Annotated in this window: 20 protein-coding genes; 4 read left to right on the forward strand and 16 right to left on the reverse strand. The window is 66.6% G+C overall.

The features are described from left to right. Nucleotides 1-88: 88 nt before the first annotated feature. Both N825_RS06545 and N825_RS06550 read left to right on the forward strand, forming a co-directional pair. Nucleotides 89-802, forward strand: a complete 714-nt coding sequence (locus N825_RS06545) for a hypothetical protein (RefSeq protein WP_157619012.1) — start codon at nucleotides 89-91, stop codon at nucleotides 800-802. Continuing rightward, nucleotides 799-1326, forward strand: coding sequence for a PIN-like domain-containing protein (locus N825_RS06550; RefSeq protein WP_037448450.1), 528 nt, complete (start codon nucleotides 799-801; stop codon nucleotides 1324-1326). Before N825_RS06545 ends, N825_RS06550 begins: the two co-directional genes overlap by 4 nt. Before the next feature lie 13 nt (nucleotides 1327-1339). Here the strand turns inward: N825_RS06550 and N825_RS06555 are convergent, their stop codons facing one another. From N825_RS06555 to N825_RS06600, 10 genes are all read right to left on the reverse strand, one after another. Next, nucleotides 1340-2122 carry an SDR family NAD(P)-dependent oxidoreductase gene (locus N825_RS06555; protein ID WP_037448453.1) on the reverse strand — a complete coding sequence of 261 codons (783 nt, stop codon included), beginning with the start codon at nucleotides 2120-2122 and terminating at the stop codon, nucleotides 1340-1342. Continuing rightward, nucleotides 2112-4181 carry an AMP-binding protein gene (locus N825_RS06560; RefSeq protein ID WP_037448456.1) on the reverse strand — a complete coding sequence of 690 codons (2070 nt, stop codon included), beginning with the start codon at nucleotides 4179-4181 and terminating at the stop codon, nucleotides 2112-2114. Before N825_RS06560 ends, N825_RS06555 begins: the two co-directional genes overlap by 11 nt. Beyond that, nucleotides 4174-4770: a thermostable hemolysin gene (locus N825_RS36240; protein ID WP_051511634.1), complete on the reverse strand. Its 597-nt coding sequence runs from the start codon at nucleotides 4768-4770 to the stop codon at nucleotides 4174-4176. Before N825_RS36240 ends, N825_RS06560 begins: the two co-directional genes overlap by 8 nt. Before the next feature lie 124 nt (nucleotides 4771-4894). Next, nucleotides 4895-5554, reverse strand: a complete 660-nt coding sequence (locus tag N825_RS06570) for a DUF6134 family protein (RefSeq protein ID WP_051511635.1) — start codon at nucleotides 5552-5554, stop codon at nucleotides 4895-4897. A gap of 151 nt (nucleotides 5555-5705) precedes the next feature. Continuing rightward, nucleotides 5706-7304, reverse strand: a complete 1599-nt coding sequence (locus N825_RS06575; protein WP_037448459.1) for an alkaline phosphatase D family protein — start codon at nucleotides 7302-7304, stop codon at nucleotides 5706-5708. Between the two features lie 98 nt (nucleotides 7305-7402). After that, entirely contained in the window at nucleotides 7403-8125 is a 723-nt protein-coding gene (locus N825_RS06580; RefSeq protein ID WP_037448462.1) for a sulfite exporter TauE/SafE family protein, read from the reverse strand. Beyond that, nucleotides 8122-9534, reverse strand: a complete 1413-nt coding sequence (locus N825_RS06585; RefSeq protein ID WP_051511636.1) for an amidohydrolase family protein — start codon at nucleotides 9532-9534, stop codon at nucleotides 8122-8124. The genes N825_RS06580 and N825_RS06585 overlap by 4 nt, the downstream gene beginning before the upstream one ends. Then, nucleotides 9531-10502 (reverse strand): ABC transporter substrate-binding protein, encoded by a 972-nt coding sequence (locus N825_RS06590; protein WP_037448465.1) that lies wholly within the window; start codon nucleotides 10500-10502, stop codon nucleotides 9531-9533. Before N825_RS06590 ends, N825_RS06585 begins: the two co-directional genes overlap by 4 nt. Nucleotides 10503-10550: 48 nt before the next feature. Then, nucleotides 10551-11375, reverse strand: a complete 825-nt coding sequence (locus tag N825_RS06595) for an ABC transporter ATP-binding protein (protein ID WP_051511637.1) — start codon at nucleotides 11373-11375, stop codon at nucleotides 10551-10553. 2 nt (nucleotides 11376-11377) lie between these two features. Next, the gene (locus N825_RS06600) at nucleotides 11378-12166 is read right to left on the reverse strand and encodes an ABC transporter permease (protein WP_037448468.1); all 789 of its coding nucleotides are present in this window, start codon (nucleotides 12164-12166) and stop codon (nucleotides 11378-11380) included. Between the two features lie 200 nt (nucleotides 12167-12366). On the opposite strand from N825_RS06600, the gene N825_RS06605 reads away from it, so the two are divergent. Then, entirely contained in the window at nucleotides 12367-13119 is a 753-nt protein-coding gene (locus N825_RS06605; RefSeq protein ID WP_037448840.1) for a GntR family transcriptional regulator, read from the forward strand. A gap of 154 nt (nucleotides 13120-13273) precedes the next feature. Here N825_RS06605 and N825_RS40245 read toward each other — a convergent pair whose 3' ends face one another. Genes N825_RS40245 through N825_RS06635 form a run of 6 tightly spaced genes read right to left on the reverse strand, consistent with a single transcriptional unit; the run spans nucleotide 13274 to nucleotide 18045 of the window. After that, the gene (locus tag N825_RS40245) at nucleotides 13274-14476 is read right to left on the reverse strand and encodes a sensor histidine kinase (protein WP_281174352.1); all 1203 of its coding nucleotides are present in this window, start codon (nucleotides 14474-14476) and stop codon (nucleotides 13274-13276) included. Next, nucleotides 14470-15507, reverse strand: coding sequence for an ATP-binding SpoIIE family protein phosphatase (locus tag N825_RS06615; protein ID WP_037448471.1), 1038 nt, complete (start codon nucleotides 15505-15507; stop codon nucleotides 14470-14472). The genes N825_RS40245 and N825_RS06615 overlap by 7 nt, the downstream gene beginning before the upstream one ends. Continuing rightward, nucleotides 15489-15956: an ATP-binding protein gene (locus tag N825_RS06620; RefSeq protein WP_084164433.1), complete on the reverse strand. Its 468-nt coding sequence runs from the start codon at nucleotides 15954-15956 to the stop codon at nucleotides 15489-15491. Before N825_RS06620 ends, N825_RS06615 begins: the two co-directional genes overlap by 19 nt. Further along, nucleotides 15946-16347: an STAS domain-containing protein gene (locus N825_RS06625; RefSeq protein ID WP_037448476.1), complete on the reverse strand. Its 402-nt coding sequence runs from the start codon at nucleotides 16345-16347 to the stop codon at nucleotides 15946-15948. Before N825_RS06625 ends, N825_RS06620 begins: the two co-directional genes overlap by 11 nt. Nucleotides 16348-16379: 32 nt before the next feature. Next, nucleotides 16380-17237, reverse strand: a complete 858-nt coding sequence (locus N825_RS06630) for an STAS domain-containing protein (RefSeq protein ID WP_037448479.1) — start codon at nucleotides 17235-17237, stop codon at nucleotides 16380-16382. A 16-nt stretch (nucleotides 17238-17253) separates the two neighbouring features. Further along, complete coding sequence (locus N825_RS06635; protein ID WP_037448481.1) at nucleotides 17254-18045, reverse strand: response regulator; 792 nt, start codon at nucleotides 18043-18045, stop codon at nucleotides 17254-17256. Nucleotides 18046-18324: 279 nt separating this feature from the next. Between N825_RS06635 and N825_RS06640 the strand changes: the two genes are divergently transcribed. Further along, nucleotides 18325-19038, forward strand: coding sequence for a DUF2161 domain-containing phosphodiesterase (locus tag N825_RS06640; protein ID WP_084164435.1), 714 nt, complete (start codon nucleotides 18325-18327; stop codon nucleotides 19036-19038). Nucleotides 19039-19043: the final 5 nt, after the last annotated feature.

The following is a 19043-nucleotide window of genomic DNA, read 5'->3' on the forward strand; positions in this document are numbered from 1 at the left end:
CAATTCACTTCCGGAAATAAGTTGTGAACAAGGGTGACAGGTTTTCGCGCATGTGAGCCGTAACCGCGACTTTCGCCGGAAAGGAACCATGACAAGCATCGACCACTCGCTTCTGGAACGACGAATTTACAGCGTTCCAAGGGCCGCGGGGCTGCTCGGCTTGTCGTCTCGACAGCTTCGAAGCTGGATGATGCCTCAGCGTCGGGTCGTCAATGGCATCAGCCGCGAGATAGCGCCGATTTGGCGTCCGACGATCGACGATCCGAGGGAGGATGCCTCGGTCTCATTCCTCGACTTGATGGAACTGAAGATCATCCGAGCCATGATCGAGAATGGCCGGATCAAGCGACCCAAAATTCGCGCCTGCATCAAGGGGTGGCGTAATCTCACCCAAGGCATGCCACATTATTTGGTCAACAAGAAATTCGCTCCACGCCTGATACCCACGTCATTGGCGGTGGAGATCAAGGATGAAGGGGTCCTCGTGGACGCGGCGACCCAGCAATGTCTGATGGCCGAGGTGATCCAGCCCGAACTGATCGATCTCGACTATGGCTCGTCGGACCTGCCGCATAGTTGGATTCCGAAAGGTTGGGAAAACGAGATCACCGTTTCGCCCTTGCTTTCCTTTGGTGAGCCTGTGATCTCCAAGGAACTCATCCCAACATCCGCTCTCGCTTTGGCGGTCGAAGCGGATGGAGTGGAAGCCGCCGCCATGCAATTCCACGTGCCTCTCCAAATCGCGCGCTTGGCGGCCGGGTTCGAGTTATCGCTCGTGAAGAAGCAGAGAAAGCAAGCGTGAACTTTCTATTGGATGAATTCCTCCCACAGGATTTGGCATCGGGCTTGACGCCAATCTTGCGGTCGCGGTTCTCCAAAGACGTCATCTCCCACGTGAACGTCGAATATTTCGCGGAGCGATCCCGAGAGGATTGGAAGAGGAAGGCGAAAGAGCATGGATGGTCAATCCTAAGCGGCGACCATCAGTTCAAGGACAACTCCGCTAAGATTGCTTCATGGCGCAGCCTCGGCTTTCCAGTTGTCATCTGCACGACCGAAGTCATGAGGATATGTTTGCATCAGCGAGCCGCCATGTTGCTGTACCGATGGGAATCCATCAGGGACGCCCTCATGAAGCCGGACCTCCATGTATTCGACGGTAAGAAAGTCGTCGAATTTTCCGAACCTCCTCCCAAGCCGCTCAAGCGTGAGCCCCGCGCAACGCCGGTGGAAACGACCAGCACGCACGAGGCTCCTCAAACCGCACCTGTCGGGCTCACCGGCACGGAAGAACCACCTTTCGAATTGGAGCCTTCCAGCCGGTGACTTTACTCGGAGCCTAGGGCTTCGCGGCGGCGATCGTCTGGCGGCGCAGACCGCCGTCGACACCCTTGGGGAACAGGCGCTGGGCCAGGAGGAACAGCCGTTCCGGCCCCTGGGGATAGACGTCCCGCGCATCGGCGGCGATGCCGGCCACGATCCGCTTCGCCACCGTCTCCGGAGGATCGAGCCGCATCGAGAACGCCTGGACATAGCGCGCGAAGCCCTCGGCGGCGGCGGTCCTGGTGCCGCGCGGCGCGCAGTAGGTGACGCCGACCCCCTGATCCGCCAGCTCGCGGCGAAGGGCCTCCGACCACCCGCGCAGGCCGAACTTGGTGGCGGAATAGGCCGCGAAGTAGGGAAACGCGATGTCGCCGAACATCGAGCCGATATTGACCACCCGGCCCTGCCCCGACGCCCTCAGCGACGGCAGCAGATGCCGCGTCAGGCTCATCGGGGCCAGCAGGTTGACCTCGATCATGCGGCGCCAGACCTCCTCGTCCTGATCCTCGACGGGACCGGCCTCGACGACGCCGGCGTTGTTGACCAGCAGGTCCAGCCGATCCGCCATTCCCATCACGCTCGCCACGATCCCGGCGCGCGACCCCGGATCGGCCAAGTCCAGCCGCAGCACGCCGCCCCGCGCCGGATCGGCCAAACCGGCGCGCGTTCCCTCCAAGGCCGCGACATCGCGTCCCAGCAGGATCGGGATCGCGCCGCGCCGCGACAATTCGACCGCGATGGCCCTGCCGATCCCCGAACCCGCCCCCGTCACCAAGGCGACCGCGCCATCAAGCCGCATGGGAAGCCTCACCCGGCCGCGCCGCCGCTATCTCCCGGAAAACGTCGCCGTACAGGACGTAGAAGTCCTTGGCGGCGGCGATGACGGTGGCGCGGTGGCGCGGTTCGTCGATGGCGTCGAGCAACCGCGCGAAGTCGTCGACATGACCGACATCCAGCCCGCCATGTGACATCAGATAGCTGAAGCCACCCTCCCCGGCTGGCGCCAGGCGGGCCTTGATCGCCTCGGCGGCGGCGACGGCCAAGGCGACCGACATGCCCTCCAGCACATGGACCATGCCGAGCAGCGCATGGGGTCCCTCCTCCTCGATCAGCCGGTAGCCGTACGAGACCATGACCCGCACCGCGCGCGGTGGCCGGGCGTGGCGCGAGGCCTCGCCATCACCGCCAAGCGCCTCGATGTCGTTCAGGATCCATTCCTCGTGGCCGGTCTCCTCGTCGATATAGGCCCGCAACCCCTCGGCCAGGGCGGCGTCCTCCGGTCCGCAGGCGGCCAACGCGGTCCGCAGCAGCGGGACGGTGTGGCGGACATGGTGATAGGCGCTGTTGAGGAAGGCCAGGTACAGCGACATGTCGACGCCGTGGGCGACGGCCTCGGCGATCACCGGGATGGACATGAAGTTTTGGCGTTCCGGCGTGGTCGCCTGGATCAGGGTGTCGTGGAATTTCATGCTCGCCTCTGAGAGAAACCGCGCGATGCGCCGCCGCCGGGGGCGGCCATCCGGAGTGAAGAGATCATGGGATTGGGCCCGCTCCGGGGAGATCAGCGTCACCTCGGCGGGTTTGGCGTAATCGGGGGCGGATGCGGTCAAGTCCCGCGTCCGCGCCAGCCACCCGTCCGGCGAGGTCGCACCATCCGCGGTCACCAGCACCGCCCTGACACCCAATCGGCCGGCGATGATGGCGGCGCGGCGGATGCCGGGGTCGGCCAGCAGCATGGGCTCTATCCATTCGGGATGGATGTTGCGGCCATTGGCGGTGACCACCACATCGTCCTTGCGGCCGAACACCACCAGATCGCCGTTGGCGTCCAGCCGGCCGAGATCACCCGTCCGCCAGACGCCGCCGGCCGAGGCGCCGCCCAGATAGCCGCTCATGACGGTCGGGCCGCTGACGACGATCTCGCCGTCATCGATGGTGACGGTGACACCGTCGAGCGGGCGGCCGACGGTCCGGGCCCGGCGCTGGCCGGGACGGTTGACCGCGACCACCGAGCAGCATTCCGACAAGCCATAGCCCTCGTGGACCGGCAGGCCAACGCTCCAGGCCAGGTCGGCCAATCCGGTTCCGACCGGGGCGCCACCGGCCGCGACGAAGCGCAGCGAGCCTGGAGCCTTCCGTCCCGTCTGTCGCAGCCATCCGGCCCAGCCCGCCAGCAGGTCCGGCACCAGCACCGTGGTGGTCGGCCGGACCCGCTCGGCCTCCACCGGGGCCAGTTGGGGCTGGTCGACGATGTGGATCCGGGCACCGGCCTTGAGGGGCAGCAGGATGCCCGCCAACTGTTCCAGCAGCAGCGAGAACGGCAGCACCGACAGGTGGATGTCCGCGGCTTCCGGGAGCACCGCCCGCTCCAACCCGGTCAGGCTGGCGGACAGGGCGGTTTCCTCCAGCACGACGCCCTTGGGCTTGCCGGTCGTACCGGACGTGTAGATCACCCTGCGGCTGGGGTGGTTCTCGATCACGGCCGGCCCATCATGGTCTCCGGCCAAGAGAACCGGCAGGCCGAGCTCCCGGGCCCGCCCATCCAGGGGCGCCACCGACACCACGGCGCCCACCGCGGCGTCGGCGGCGATGTGGCGCCATTGCTCGACCGAGAAGAATTCCGGCAGTGGAACGATGGTCCGGCCCAGCGAGGCCAGGGCCAAGTCGATGACGATGGCGGGGATGCCGCGCGGCATCAGTGTCCCGACGATCGCCGGGCTGTCGATCAGAGCGCCGGCGACGCTGGCGATCGAGACCGCCAGGTCGCCATAGGTGATGGCGGCGTCCCCATGGGTCACCGCGATCCGGTCGGGATCCCGCGCGGCGGTCGCGCGGATGGCGTTCAGGACCTCACGCATGACGGATTTCCAGTTTGGGGACATCCAGGGAAGGGATCGCCGGCGGCAGGCAAGCGGATGGCAAGGTGTCGGCGGAGACCACCAGGATGCGGGGATCATGCAGGTAGTAGCGGCCCCAGACGCTGGCGTCGGCGACCCTCTCCGGCGCGGCGGGGCCGAGATCGACCGTCACCAACCCGAAGCGGCGCAGCAGGGCGCGCAATCGATGGGTCGCGGTGAACATGCCGAAACCGGCGCCCGCTTCGAGGCATAGTCGGATCGCCGCTCCGACAAGCGGCATCGCGGCCCCCGACCGCACGGCGGCGAGGCTGGAGAACTCCACGATCTCGTCGCGGCGCACGATCCGCCCGAGCACCCGGCCAAGTACCCGTTCGGCGGTGTCTTCCAGGTAGGTTTCCGAGAAGAAGCCGTCCTCGGCGAAGCGCAGGCCGGCGACCGCCTGCGGTTGGCCATCGTCGGAGAGTGCCGCGACCAAGCGGTTCGGGAACGAGGGAACATGGGCGCCATACTCGGCTAGGAATACCGACCGGACGGTTCGTTCGAGCCGGTCCCGTTCAGGATGCTCGCGGTCGGCCACTATGAAAATCATTCACCACCTCCATCGATGGAGGCATCCTGCTCGAACCACCTGACGCCAACCTTACGGGCTTCCATCCCGCGGTCGTTTTCCTCGACCAACGGGAGAAGCATCGGCATGCCATTGACCCGGTCCATCAGTTGAGGACGTATTGGATGTCGGAATCGTCCTTGGCCTTGAAACGCACCTTCACAAGTGAGCCGGCCGCGTCGTACCAAAGCTCGCGCGCCAGATCGCCGGTCATGGCGTAATGCCGGGCCGGCCGCTTCGCGCCGTGGACGCTGACCACCTCCTCGCCCATGTCGATCAGCCGCACCGCCATGGCGTCGCCGACCAGCGTGTTCAGCAGGGTGGATTGGGACACGGTCGCGGGGTTCCACAGGCTCGCGGGAATGCTGGCACCCGGCATCCGCGAGGTCTTGCCGTCGCCCTCGATGTCGAGCTGGGACGCGCCGGCGGTGACCTTGAGGGTGTGGCGGGTGCCATCGTCGTTGGTCGACGACACCAGCGACACCAGTTGATCACCGCGCCAGACCTCCTCGGCGTGATGCTCGAACCGGTAGACCGGGATGAGCGCGAACTTGACCACGATGTTGGTGTCGACGGCGACGTTCAGCCCCTCGGCGGCAGGCTGGAACCGGAATTTTTGCGTGCCGACCTCGTCGCCGTTCCTGAGCACGGTGAAGTCGAGCGCCGCCTTTGGCGCTTGCAGGGCCCGCGAGGACGTGGGGATCAGAACGGAACTGGAGACCAGGACGGACAGTCCCAGGATGGCTGCGGCGCGGAACACGCTCATGATTATTCCCGGCATGAAGAGGACTAAGCGTCCCCACCATCGCCGCGCAGCCTGACCACAATCTGACAACCCAAAGCCCAACGACGCGGCCAGGGAGACAATTTCCCTGACCGCGTCCTTCACCCGAGGCCGTCGTGAAACGCCGAGGGCGTCACGCCACCGGCGTCAGTTCCTTGGTGTAGAGGCTCTGGCCGTCCAGGTCCTTCAGCGTCACCAGCATGACGCCGTCGGCGTCGATGTCGACCTGACCGAAGAACTGCATCCCGGCCGACGGAGCCAGGTTGGTCTGCCCGTCCGGCGGCGCCTTGACGTACATCAGCTGCGGCCCGAACGTGTCGTCAAGCTCGTTCGGGCCGAAGGTGCCGGCGTTGAGCGGGCCGGAGACGAACTCCCAGAACGGTTCGAAGTCCTGGAACTTGGCCTTGTTCGGATCGTAGTAGTGGGCGGCGGTGTAGTGGACGTCGGCGGTCAGCCACACCGTGTTGCGGATGTTGTTGCGCCGGATGAAGCTCAGCAGGTCGGCGATCTCCAGCTCGCGGCCCAAGGCCGGGCCGTTGCCCTGGGCGATGGCTTCGGAGCCGGTCTTGGCGGTGCCGTTGTCGTAGACGATCAGGCCGATCGGCATGTCGGCGGCGATCACCTTCCAGGTCGCGTCCGACGCCAGCAGTTCCTGTTTCAGCCAGCGGATCTGCTCCGCCCCCAGGAAGGTGGTCTCCGGTCCCTGTTCGGCCTGGGTGTTGGCGCTGTTGGCCGCCCGATAGCTGCGCATGTCCAGGCGGAACACGTCCAGATGCCGGCCGTGCGAGAACTTGGAATAGATTCGGTCACGATTTGTCGCGTCCTGCCGAATCGGCATGTATTCCATGAAGGCCCGCGTGCCATTGGCCGCCATAACCGCGACGCTCTTCTCCTTGTAGCGCTGGTCGGCGTCCATGCGCTTTTCCCAGTACCAATTGTTGGTGGTTTCGTGGTCGTCCCACTGGGCGTACATCGGCACCTCGGCGTTGAAGCGCCGCAGGTTTTCGTCCATCAGGTTATAGGCGTGGGCGCCCCGGAAATCCTCCAGCGTCTCGGCGACCTTGGACTTCGCCTCGGTCGTCAGGTTCCGCCAGACGCCTTGGGGCGTTTCCTTGGTTTCCGGGATCGGGCCGTCGGCGTAGATCGTGTCGCCGGAATGGATGAAGAAATGCGGCTCCACCTTCCGCATCGCCTCGTAGATCCGCATGCCGCCGAAATCGGGGTTGATGCCATAGCCCTGCCCCGCCGTGTCGCCCGACCACACGAAGCGGGCGGTGCCGTCGGCGGCCGGCGTGCGGAATTGGCCGGTGATCGGCTGGCTGAAGCTCTTGAGGTCGGACAGGTCCTGGAAGCTGACGCGGTAGAACAGCCGCTGGCCTTCGGGCAAACCCGACAGGTCGATCCGCGCGGTGTAGTCGGTGTCGGCGACCGCGACCGGTCCACTGATCCGCTTGGCGTTCTTGAAGCTCTCGGTGGTCGCGACCTCCACGATCATTCGGGCCGCGCGGTCGGCGCGGCTCCAGACGATCGCCCGGCCCGCCGTGATGTCCCCGGCCTGAACGCCGTAAGGGACCGCGATGCGCCTGCTGTCCGCCGTGATGATGGCCGGCGCCTGGGCCAGCGCCCGTCCAGCCGACGACGCCGCGACCAGCAAGCCGCCACCGGCCAGCGCGCTGTTGTACAGGAAGGATCGGCGCGAGACCCAGCGCTGGGTCGTTTCGAATTTGGACATGTCGCGGATGCTCCCGTTCCGTTTTTCTAGGGATGGCGGAAGCTAACGATCATGCGTGACAGTTTTTCGCGCGCGGACCGCTCGTGCGGATTACCACCCTAGGCCGCCCCCAGGCTCCGCGCGATCAGGACCAGCCCCGAGATCACCGCGAAGGCCTGAACCAGCCGGCGCAACAAAGCGCCATTGGCCAAGTGGTGCGACAGGTGGCTGAGGCAGGCGCCGCCGGCCAGCGCGGGGATCAGGAGCAACGCCGCGGAGAGCTGGGACGGCGCCACCTGCCCGACCGCCACCAGGGCGATCAGCGAGAAGATCTGCCCGACCAGGAAGCAGGCCGCCAGGGTGGCGCGCAGCACCGGACCGGATTGGTGCTGGTAGAGCAGCGCCAGCGGCGGACCACCGATCCCCGTGGCGGTTTCGGTGATGCCGCTGACGAGGCCGGCGCCGAGGAAGTTGACCGGACGCAAGGTGAAGACCGGCATCGCCAGCGTCACCAGCACCGCCGCGATCGTCAAGGCGCCGACCAGCATGTCGAGTTGCCAGGGCACCAGCACGAGCAGCACCGCCAGCCCGCCGAAGGTGCCGACCAGACGCCCCGCCGTGATCCATCCCGTTCCCCGCCAGTCCAGGGATGCTCGCTCCCGCCACAGGACGTAGATGTTCAGCGGGATCATCAGCGCCAGCACGAGCGACGGCAGCAGGGTTGGATCGACCAGCGCCACCACGGGCACCAGGATCAGCGCGAACCCCACCCCGATCATGCCCTGCACGAAAGCCGCCAGCACGACCGCCGCGGCGATGATCGCGAACGCGCCCAGCGTCATGAGGCGTCACCCGCGTGACGGGCGCGGTGCTCGGTCGAGGACGGGTGGATCTTCTGGATGGGGGCCGCCGCGATGGCCGCCTCGGCCCGGCGCGCGACCTCGCGCACCAGGGCCCTGCCGTCCCAATCGACCGGCCAACCCTGCCACAGCCGCAGCCGCCCGGCGACGAACACGGCGGTGATCTGGTCGCGGTTGCCAAGCCGGGTCAGCTCCCAGACGAGGTCGCGCGATGGGACCAGTTCCGGCACGTCGATGTCGACGATCAGGAAATCCGCCGCCTTGCCCACGGCGATCTCGCCAGTCACCGCCCCCAGGCCGACCGCCTCGGCACCTCCGGTGGTGGCGTGGTCAAGCCAGGGCCAGCCGCCACCGCAGGAGAAGTCGCCGGTCTCCAAACCGAAGGCCAGCCGCTGGGTCGCCTCCGCCGCGTCAAGCAGCCGGAAGGCGTCGCTGCGCGTCCCGTCGGTGCCCAGGCCGAAACGGATGCCCAGCGCGTGCATCAGGGTCGCCGGAGCCACCGCGTTGCCCTTCCACTGCGTCGCGACCGGATTATAGGCGACGGCGGTGCCGGTATCGCGCAGCAGGGTCAGCTCGTGCGGCGTGACCAGAGTGCCGTGCGCGATCACGGTCTGGGGACCAAGCGCCCCGACCGCGTGGAGATGTTCCAGGGGCCGTTGCCCCCGCGCCACCAGGGAACGTTCCACAGCCACCAGATGCTCGTTGACATGGGTCTGGAAGATGGAGCCCGCCTCGCCGCACAGGGCCGCCACGGTGCGCAGCATGTCGTCGGACGCCACCTCCGGGATGGAGATCGCCAGCGAAGGGTGGATCAGGTCATTGTCGGACCAGCCGGCGAGATGCGCCTCGGCGCGTGCCAGGATGGTGGCGCGGTCGTCGGTCCGGGCGGCGCCACCCAAGTCGTTGCAGATCAGGCCGAGGACGCATCGCAGACCCGCCTCGGTGACCGCTTCGGCGAGCGGTTCCAGCCCACCATCGGCACGGGTTCCCGCGTCCACCACGGTGGTGAAGCCGCCGCGCAGCGATTCCAGCGCCGCCAACTTGCCGGCCAGATGCAGCATCTCGGCGTCCAGGGCACCCTCCAGCGGCACCCAGACCCGGCGGAAGATCTCGGACGGCTCGCCGAACGCCAGTGCCTTGCCGAAGGACTGCGTCAGGTGGTGGTGCGCGTCGATGAAGCCCGGCATCACGACGGCGCCCGGCAGATCGACCCGGGTGGCGTCCGGATGGCGCGCGGTCAGATCCGCCGCGCGACCGACATCGGCGAAGCGGCCCTCCGCCACCAGGATGGCGTGACCAGCGACCGGCCCGGCCCGCAGCATGACCTGGTCCGGCACCAGCAGTAGGCGCGCGGCCGCGAGGTGTTCCGGCGTCACGGAAACCGGCGTCACTTGAGCGACACCCGGTCCGGCGCCACCGCGGCCAGCGGGCCGGTGGCGAGCGCGCCGCGGAAAAGCTCCCGGGTCGGCTCGACATTCTTGATCATGCGCCGCTCCGCGATCCATTCGCCCTCCTGGACCAGCAGGTCGAGCAGTTCGTCGTTGAGGCTGACACGGTATTGGTATTCCGGCCAGCTCGCCGCGATGGCCGCCGGCGACAGCACCCGGCCGGCGACACGCGCGACGGTCTCCTTCGCGGCGGCGGGATCGGCCTCGATCGACGCCTCGGCCTTGAGCAACGCCGTCAGCACCTTCCCGATCGCGGCGGGATCGCCGTCGATCAGCTTCCGGGTCGCCGCCAGAACGAAATTGGTCCCGTAGCTCGTCGCCATGATCTCCTGGTACTGGTCACCCAGCGTCCGCTTGGCCCCGGCGTAGAAGGACGGGAATGGCGCCGCCGCGTCGATGTCACCGCGCACCAGGGCCGGGATCAGGTCGGGCGGACCGACATTGACGATCTCGGCGGTGACGCCGGCTTTCTTCATTTCCTGGGTCAGCATGAAATGCGCGTTGGTACCGACCGTGACGCCGATCTTGCGACCCGCCAAGTCCTTGATCGACTCCGGTTTGGTAGCGCCCTTGGTGATCACGCGGTTGGCGTCGTAGCGGGAGATCCGCGCCACGATGCCGAAGTCCTGCTTCCTCATGGCGCCGACCACGGCCGGAAACTCGGCCATGATGACGAGATCGAGCTGCCCGCCGATCAACGCCTCGAAACCCTCGCGGCCCGACGCGAACGGCAGCACCTGGACCGTCAGGCCCTGTTCCTGGAAAAGCTGGCGGTCGAGCGCCACGGTGAATTGCGGCACCTCGGCGATCGGGCCGCCGCCGATCACGAGCTGGCGCGGCTCGGCGGCGTGGGCCAAGGTCGGCGCGATGAGGATGGCGGCGGCGAGAAATCGCCGGATCAGGCTATGCATCGGGTGTGTCCTTCGATCTCTGAACGGCTGGAATTCAGGCGGTGGGGTTCAGGCGGTGGCGCGCCGGGGAAGCGCCGCGGCCGGCTCGTCCTCGCGATGGCGCAGCAGGCCCATGATCCGGTTGCGGTTGGCGATGTAGGCCGTGTCGACCTTGTCGACCGAGCGGTTTCGCCGCTCGCCCAATTCCAGGGTGTCGATGATCCTGCCGGGCGTCGCGGACATCACATGCGCCCTGTCGGCCAGCACCAATCCCTCGTCGACATCATGGGTGACGAATAGGACTGTCGAGCGGTGCGCGTCCATCACGCGCAGCAGAAGCTCGTGCATCGACACGCGGGTTTGGGCGTCCAGGGCGCCGAACGGCTCGTCCATCAGCAGGACCTTCGGCTTCGACGCCAGCGTGCGCGCCAGCGCCACCCGCTGCTTCATGCCGCCGGACAGTTGGCCCGGATAGGTTTCCGCCCTGCCGTGGAGCCCCACCTCCGCCAGCGCCTCCAAGGCGGCCTCGCGCCGCTCGGCGCGCGACAGGCCGAAGCGCTTGAGCGCGAACTCGATGTTGCCGCGCGCGGTGAACCAGGGAAACAGCGCGTATTGCTGGAACACGACGCCGACCTCCGGGCTGGGTCCGGTGACCGGGCGGCCGTCGACCCGGATGGTGCCGCCCGATGGCCGCACGAAGCCCGCGATGGCATTCAGCAAGGTCGACTTGCCGCAGCCGGACGGACCGATCAGGGCCGTGAACGAACCGGACGACAGCGTCAGGTCGGTGGCGCTCAACACCTGGACCGGACCGTTCGGCCCCTGGTAGTGGATAGTGGCGCCCTGGATGACGACCTCCCCGGAGGTCGCGATGTCATGGAGGTTGGCGGCCATGATCACAGGTGCTCCCAGTGGACGAGCCGGCGGCTCAGCGAGACGAAGAACAGGTCGAGGGCGGCGCCCAGCAGGCCCAGCTCGATCAATCCCACGAACATGCGGTCGGTCTGGATGAACTGGCGGGCCTCCTGGATGCGGAACCCGATACCGGACGAGGCGCCGGACAGTTCGGCGGCGACCAGGCTGAGGAAGGCGAGTGCGGCACCCATGCGGAGACCGGCGACGATGTGCGGCGCCGCGGCCGGAACCACCACCTCGAAGAACTCGCGCGGCGTGCTGGCGCCCAGCGAGCGGGACGCCCGGATATAGGTGTTCGCCACGCTGGAGGTGCCGTGGTGGGTGTTGAGCCAAACCGCGAGGAAGACCGTGTAGGCGATGACGAAATACTTGGAGCCCTCGCCGATGCCGAACCAGACGATCGCCAGCGGGACCAGCGCTATCGCCGGGATCGGGCGCAGCAGGGTCAGCAGCGGGTTGAGCGCGAAGCCGATGACGCGGGTCCGCGCCGTCAACAATCCCACCAGCACGCCACCGATGGCTCCGATCAGGAAACCGATCGCCGCCCGGGTCAGCGAGGTGCCCATGTCGCTGAGAAGGATGCCTTCCTGGTACAGGTCCATGGCGGCCAGCCAGACCGCGTCGGGCGTCGGGAACAGATCGGGGTTCACCAGTCCCGATGCGGCGATCAGCCACCAGACGGCCACGACGCCGCCTATGGACAAAAGCGTTCGGCCGACCTGTGCTAGTCCCGACTGTGCTAGGTCCGACTGTGCTAGGGATATCGTCATGCGTGGTCTCCTCGGTCCGTCCCGCGCCCATGACGCCGTTCGGGCGGTCAAGGCGGCGGTATTTGGGAGGTGGGCCCGGTGCCGTTTGGACGGTTCGATCCGAGCTGTCGCGCTGTCTTTCAGCGTGACAAAACTAACTCGTCATGACATGTTAGTGCAAGTTTAAAGAATAGGCATTTAACGACCAGGAGTTGGGCACGATGACTTCCGCAGAGGCATTCCCGACCGCGCTTTACATCCACATCAAGGATGAGATCCGGAACGCCATCCTGAGCGGCGAGTTGAAGCCTTTCGACCGGCTGCCGTCGGAAAGCAACTTGCGGGAACGCTTCTCGGTCAGCCGGATCACGGTCCGCCAAGCGCTGAGCGAGTTGCACAAGGAAGGCCTGATCTTCACGATCCACGGAAAGGGATCGTTCGTCTCCAAGCCCAAGGCCGATCAGGGGTTATCCAGCCTCCAAGGCTTCGCGGAGGCCATGGCCGAGGCGGGGCACGAAACCGTCAACCAAGTCCTGGACCTGCGGGAGATCCCAGCCGACGCCATCGTCTCCGACAAGCTTCGGCTGCCGGCCGGCACCCCGGTGGTCGAGATCAAGCGGCTGCGCTTCCTCAACCGCTCGCCGATCTCGGTCGACATCACCTATGTCCCACTCAAGATCGGCCACCGGCTCGCCAAGGCCGATCTCGCCACCCGCGACATCTTCCTGATCCTGGAGAACGACCTGGGTTTGGCGCTGGGCAACGCGGAACTGGCGATCGAGGCGACCGGCGCCGACGACTATCTGGCGCAGCACCTCAAGATCCCGCGCGGCGCGCCGCTGCTCCGGATCGAGCGGCTGACCTACACCCGCGACGGCCATCCCCTCGACTTCGAATACCTGTTCTACCGCGGCGACGCCTTCCGCTACCGCCTGACCATCGAACGCCAGGCTTCGCCGCGATCATCGGCCTAAGGGAGCACGCTTAGATGTGGATCGTAGGTCGACTGTAGCGCAGCGGCAGCCGACACTACTCCCGACGCGCCTGCTTGTCGGGTGCCGCCGCGCTCTACCCGACCTACGGTTGCCGGCAACCATGCCACTATGAGCCAACTGAAAAGCCCTGGCGCTAATCGCCATGCAGCGGCATCGTCACGGTCACCGTCGTACCCCTACCGCCGTCCGCGCCGCCGCCGATCTCCAGCACGCCCTCCACCCGCGTCGCCAGCGCGCGGATCAGGTTCATGCCGAGGCTGTCGGTCGCCTCCTCCGGCATGCCCTTGCCGTTGTCCCTGACCTCCAGCCGCAGCCGCTCATTGGGCATGACCTGGAGCGACACGCGGATCTCGCCGCGCGCGCCGTCGGGGAAGGCGTGCTTGAAGGCGTTGGTCACGATCTCGTTGATCAGCAGGCCAAGCTGGATCGCCATGTCGAGCCCCAGCGCCACCTGTTCGGTCTCGACCACCAGTTCCGGACCGTCGCCTCGCGCCGTGAACGAGGTGCGCAGATGGGCGCACAGGTCGCGGACATAGCCGGACAGATCGACCCTGGCAAGGTCGTCGGATTGGTACAGCTTCTCGTGGACGATGCTGAGGGAGTGGATGCGGCTGCGGACATCATCCAGTTCCTGCCGGACCAGGGGATTGTTCGACTTCCGCGCCTTCAGGCTGACCAGGCTGGAGATGATCTGGAGGTTGTTCTTGACCCGGTGATAGACCTCCTTCAGCAGGACCTCCTTCTCGACCACGCTGGCGCGCAGCGCCGCGTTCGCCTCCAGCAACTCCTCCTCGCGCTGGCGCAGGTCGTTCAGGCTGCTGAGAAGCTCCTGGTTCTGGCGTTGGACCTCCTCGACCGGATCGAGCGGCTGCTGCCGGGCCAATTCGTCCATCAGCTTGCCGATGAACTCCTGAGCCGGCATGTCCAACGGCTTCGCCGACACCCGGGTCAGCTTGACCGACGTTCCTCCCGGCGAGGTGTCGATCTCCAGCCGGTCCATCAGCCGCTGGGCGCCGAGCAGGCCCAGGCCCATGCCGGTGCGCGAGCGGTAGCGCCCGGCCAGGATGTCCTCCAGCTCGGAGATGCCCGGGCCCTGGTCCACGACCTCGACGACCAGCGCCACCCTGGAGCCGGTCTCCTGGAGGCGGAACTCCGCCTTGCCGCCGCCGGCATAGGCGTAGGCGTTGCGGCAGACCTCCGACACCGCCGTGGCGATGCGGGTCTGGTCCGGCACCTCGAAACCCAGCCGGTCGGCGACCAGCCGCGCCCGTTGCCGGGCATGGACGATGTCCCGGTCATGGCGGATGTGGACGGTGAAGAGCGGCCAGCTCAGGATGCGCTGGTCTTCAGCACGACGATCAGGTTGTCGTCCCGAACCCGTTTGAAATCGCGGTACAACACGGCCGCGATCATCATCGGGTGTCTTGTCGCCAGACCCGGGTAGCTGTCGATATCCCATTTGGTGCTCAGACCGTCGGAATGGAAAACCGCCAGCAGATCGCCGCCATAGACATACTCGTATTCCTTCGGTTTTGACATATTATGCCCGACGACGCCGTTTTGCGACACCGTTCGGGTTTGGCCATCGCGCCAGCGGAAGAACCCCGCGATATTGCCGACCCCGGCGAAGCGCAGCCGCCGTTCCGCCGGATCGATCCGCACGACGGCGATCGCGGCGCCGCGGGTGCCGCGCAGCGCGCGGTGCAGGTCATCCATCAACGGTTCCGGCGTCAACGCCTTCGATTGCCTGAAGCCGACCCGGGCGGCGTCCGCCGCGTCCGCCGCCCCGAGCCCGTGTCCGAGACCGTCGCACATCAACAACAGCGTGGCGCCGCGATCGGTCACCCGGACAGACCAGCCATCCCCACTGACCACCTCGCCGATGCGGGGCAGGCAGACCACCCCAATGCTCAGGCCGGGCGTGACCAAACCGGGAAGCTCCAGCGGCGATTGGCGTCCCGCCGTGCCGATACCGCAGATGATGACGGTGCCCTTGCCCGGTTTGGAATAGACGTCGAAATGGTCCGACTGGCGCTGCATCGCGCCCAACCCGGTTCCGGGACTGTCGCCGCTGGTGGTGACGCCATCCCGCAGGCAGTCCTGGATATTCGCCATCCCCGGCCCGGAATCGAGCGCCACCACCGTGACCTCGCCATCCTCGCCCGCCGAATGCGCGTCGAGCAGGATCTCCCCACCACCGCCATGGCGCAGGATGTTGGTGGCGGCCTCGGTCACGACCAGGGCCAGCTTGGCGCTCTCCTTCTCGCCCAGTCCCACCCCGGTCGCCAGTTGCACCGCCTTGCGGCGCGCCTCGGCGACCTGTGTCTGTTCCCGGATGGGAACCGAAACTACGGCCGTTCCGTCCATGACGCGACTTTCACTATGGTTCCCTCGCCTGGAGCCGATTTGATCTCGAACTCCTTGCACAGGCGTTTGGCGCCGCTCAGGCCCAGTCCCAGCCCGCCGCCCGTGCTGTATCCGTCAGTCAGCGCCCGGTGGATATCGGGAATTCCAGGCCCCTGATCGATGAAGGTCATCTCCACCTTGCGTTTCGACATACGGCCGACGATGGCGATCCGCATCTCGCCGCCGCCGCCGTGTTCAAGCGTGTTGCGCGCCAGTTCGCTGGCGGCGGTCACCATGCGGGTGGTCTCGATCTTGGACGCCCCGATGGTCGCCATCGCGGCGGTGGCGACCCGGCGGACCCGGCTGACATCGGCACCGGTATGGATCGGGATCACCTCACCGGCGGCGTCCGCCCCATCGCTTTCCCGGTCCGTTCCCCCGCGGGTTGGCCTCCCCTGCTCAGGCCTCATGGAGGCGCCCGGCCTCCTCGCTGGTGTCCCGCCGGATCAATTCCATGCCGCGGTCCACGTCCAGGGCGGTCCGAACCCCCTGGAGCGACATTCCCAGTTCGACCAGCGTGATGGCGACCGCCGGGCGCATGCCGACGATCACGGTGGAGGCGTCGAGGATGCGGGCGATGGCCGAGATGTTGGCGAGCATGCGCCCGATGAAGCTGTCCACCACGTCCAGCGCGGAGATGTCGATCAGCACGCCCTTGGCGTGGCTCTTGGCGATCCGCTCGGCGAGATCGTCCTTCAGCGTCATGATCATGCGATCCTCCAGATCGACCTGGATGGTCAGCAGCAGGCAGTCGCCGATCTGGAAGATGGGGATGCGGGACGGTTCGAGATAATGCGTCATGACGAGAGGATCCCGCGAGAGGGTCGCCGCGCTCAGCGGCTCGAGAAGGTGACGCCGGTTCGTTTGAGCGCGTGGGCGAACGCGCTTTGCAGGTCGGCCTTGGTGGCGACCTGGGGCAGTTCGACGCCCAGATGGACGATGGTCTGCGCGATCTGCGGACGGATGCCGCTGATGACGCATTCCGCCCCCATCAGCTTGGCGGCGGCCGCCGTCTTCAGCAGGTGTTGGGCCACCAGCGTGTCGACCGTGGGCACGCCGGTGATGTCGATGATGACGATCTCCGCCTTGCTCTCGACCACCGCCTCCAGCAGGTTCTCCATCACGATCTGGGCGCGCGAGCTGTCGAGCGTGCCGATCAGCGGCAAGGCCACGATGCGGTCCCACAGCTGGACGACGGGCGTCGAAAGCTCCAGCATCTCCTGCTGCTGGCGCTGGATGATGTCCTCGCGGCCACGCAGATAGATGTCGTTGGTGTAGAGCCCCAGCTTGTCCAGCAGCACCGTAGCCGACCAAGCCTCGTTGACCAGGGTGTTGGGATCATCCTTGAACTGGTCGCGCAGGCATTCGAATATCGGCTGCTTGAGCGCCATGATGAAGGTGGCGGTCTCGGTCGGGGTGAAGCCGTGATCGACCCGGTAGTTGGTGACCTCGGTCAGCATGTCCCGGACATCCTGCCACTGGTCGCTCTCGATGTCGAAATTCAGGCCGTTCTTGGTCGCCGCGATCAGATGCGTCAGGAAGCTGCGGGATTGCCGCCGGATCTCCGCCTCGCGCATCAGGTCGGCGCGCAGCACGCCGACATCGGATTGGGCGGCGATCCAGTCCGTCAGGATACGGTCCTGGTAACGGCTCAGCAGACCAGGAAGGTTGCTGCCAGAAGAGTCGGGCATTTTTTCGTGCTTCTCTTCAGTTCATTTTCTGGGGCGGGTGGACCGCCAGGGCTTGGCCGATCGCTGTCCGCAGCACTTCCGGCTGGAACGGCTTGGCGATCAGGAAGGCCGGCTCCAGCTGCTCGCCGGTCAGCAAGCGTTCGGGGAAGCCGGTGATGAAGATGACCGGCAGGCTGGTCGAGCGCAGGATCTGCTGCACCGCCCGGATGCCGCTGTCGCCACCCTTCAGCTGGATGTCGGCCAGGATCAGTTCCGGTGAGGTTTCCAGCGCGAGGCGCAGGGCCTCATCCTCCCGTGCCGCCGAACCGCAGACCTTGTGGCCCATGTCGGTGACCAGACCGGCGATATCCTCGGCGATCAGGGGCTCGTCCTCGATGATCAGGACGCGGACGGAGGTCTGCTTGGCCAACTCGGCGCGGGCGGCCTCCAACTCGACGCGGATCTCCTCGACCGAGGCGTTGAGGATGCGGGCCGCCTCGTCGAAAGAGAACCCCTCCAGCGAGATCAGTAGCAGGACTTGACGCTGGCGCGGCGGCAGGCGCCCCACTCCCTGGATGGTCTTGCCGTCGGTCAGATCGGGCACGGCTTCCGGGAACGTCTCGTCGACCAGCGACCAGACCTCGTGGAACAGGGCGAACAGCTCCAGCCGGACGTCGCCGCTGGGGTCGATGCGGTCGGGTTCGGCCAAGTAAGCTTCCAGGCAAACCCGGACATATTCGTCACCACGGTCTTGCGAGCCCAGAAGAGCGCGAGCGTAGCGACGCAGATAAGGGAGGAATTTCACTATCTCAGCGGAGGAGTCCGGCATTCTGATCTCAACGGTTCATCATGAAGCTGATCTGCCCGCCTGTTCGACGGAGTTCAAATTCGAAAGTTCCAGATACCACACTCGCGCATCCACCGTACCGGCGTATTCGGCCTACGCCCAATCGCGGCGATCCGGAGATCCGACCCGGAAACCCAATCCGTCCGGCAACGCCTGAGCGCTTGAAAAGTTGCGGATGGGCGCGTCCCGGCATGAGCGAATTGACAGCGCCGCCAGTGCCGGGCGACTGTCCGGCTGTCCGCAACCAGTGGGAAAGAAGCCTTGCCCATCACTTCCGAAGTGGATCTTTACGATCCGGTCAAAGCCTTCCTCGAAGCCCAGGGATATGACGTCAAGGGCGAGGTGCGGAGCTGCGATCTGGTCGCGGTCCGCGCCGGCGAGGCCCCCGTGCTGGTCGAGCTCAAACTCCGTTTCTCGCTGTCGCTGGTGCTCCAGGGGATCGACCGGCTGGCCTTGTCCGACAGGGTCTACCTCGCGGTGCCCAAGCCGTCCGGCCGGCGAATATCCGGTCCCAACGCCAACGACGCGACCGTGCGGAAGCTCTGCCGCATGCTGGGCATGGGCCTGCTGACGGTGGACCCCGCCGCCCGGAAGGGCTTTCAGGTTGACGTGGTGGTCGAGCCGGCACCCTACCGGCCCCGGATCAACGCCAAGCGCGCGCGCTTGCTTCTGAAGGAGCATGAACGGCGGCTGGGCGACCCCAACCGGGGCGGGTCGTCAAAGGTCAAGATCGTGACCGCCTACCGCCAGGAAGCGTTGCGCTGCGCCACCCTGCTGAGGATCAACGGTCCCATGGCGGTCGCGGCGCTGCGACGCGACGGCGACGCGCCCAACGCGGCGGGCATCCTCCAGCGCAACGTCTATGGCTGGTTCGAGCGGGTCAGCCGGGGCAAGTACCGGCTGACCGAGGAAGGCGCCCGCGGGTTGGAGCGGTTCGCGCCGGAGGAGGTGGCGGTCGAGATCACCACCTCCTAGCTCTT

The sequence above is a fragment of the Skermanella stibiiresistens SB22 genome (genome assembly GCF_000576635.1).
In the GTDB taxonomy this organism is placed as follows: Bacteria; Pseudomonadota; Alphaproteobacteria; order Azospirillales; family Azospirillaceae; genus Skermanella; species Skermanella stibiiresistens.

What these genes read in the sequence shown, in the direction of transcription:
- N825_RS06545 (WP_157619012.1), top strand. Translation starts at nt 89, where the DNA reads ATGACAAGCATCGACCACTCGCTTCTGGAACGACGAATTTACAGCGTT.
- N825_RS06555 (WP_037448453.1), bottom strand. Translation starts at nt 2,122, where the DNA reads ATGCGGCTTGATGGCGCGGTCGCCTTGGTGACGGGGGCGGGTTCGGGG.
- N825_RS06560 (WP_037448456.1), bottom strand. Translation starts at nt 4,181, where the DNA reads ATGCGTGAGGTCCTGAACGCCATCCGCGCGACCGCCGCGCGGGATCCC.
- N825_RS36240 (WP_051511634.1), bottom strand. Translation starts at nt 4,770, where the DNA reads ATGATTTTCATAGTGGCCGACCGCGAGCATCCTGAACGGGACCGGCTC.
- N825_RS06570 (WP_051511635.1), bottom strand. Translation starts at nt 5,554, where the DNA reads ATGAGCGTGTTCCGCGCCGCAGCCATCCTGGGACTGTCCGTCCTGGTC.
- N825_RS06575 (WP_037448459.1), bottom strand. Translation starts at nt 7,304, where the DNA reads ATGTCCAAATTCGAAACGACCCAGCGCTGGGTCTCGCGCCGATCCTTC.
- N825_RS06580 (WP_037448462.1), bottom strand. Translation starts at nt 8,125, where the DNA reads ATGACGCTGGGCGCGTTCGCGATCATCGCCGCGGCGGTCGTGCTGGCG.
- N825_RS06590 (WP_037448465.1), bottom strand. Translation starts at nt 10,502, where the DNA reads ATGCATAGCCTGATCCGGCGATTTCTCGCCGCCGCCATCCTCATCGCG.
- N825_RS06595 (WP_051511637.1), bottom strand. Translation starts at nt 11,375, where the DNA reads ATGGCCGCCAACCTCCATGACATCGCGACCTCCGGGGAGGTCGTCATC.
- N825_RS06600 (WP_037448468.1), bottom strand. Translation starts at nt 12,166, where the DNA reads ATGACGATATCCCTAGCACAGTCGGACCTAGCACAGTCGGGACTAGCA.
- N825_RS06605 (WP_037448840.1), top strand. Translation starts at nt 12,367, where the DNA reads ATGACTTCCGCAGAGGCATTCCCGACCGCGCTTTACATCCACATCAAG.
- N825_RS06615 (WP_037448471.1), bottom strand. Translation starts at nt 15,507, where the DNA reads ATGGACGGAACGGCCGTAGTTTCGGTTCCCATCCGGGAACAGACACAG.
- N825_RS06620 (WP_084164433.1), bottom strand. Translation starts at nt 15,956, where the DNA reads ATGAGGCCTGAGCAGGGGAGGCCAACCCGCGGGGGAACGGACCGGGAA.
- N825_RS06625 (WP_037448476.1), bottom strand. Translation starts at nt 16,347, where the DNA reads ATGACGCATTATCTCGAACCGTCCCGCATCCCCATCTTCCAGATCGGC.
- N825_RS06630 (WP_037448479.1), bottom strand. Translation starts at nt 17,237, where the DNA reads ATGCCCGACTCTTCTGGCAGCAACCTTCCTGGTCTGCTGAGCCGTTAC.
- N825_RS06635 (WP_037448481.1), bottom strand. Translation starts at nt 18,045, where the DNA reads ATGCCGGACTCCTCCGCTGAGATAGTGAAATTCCTCCCTTATCTGCGT.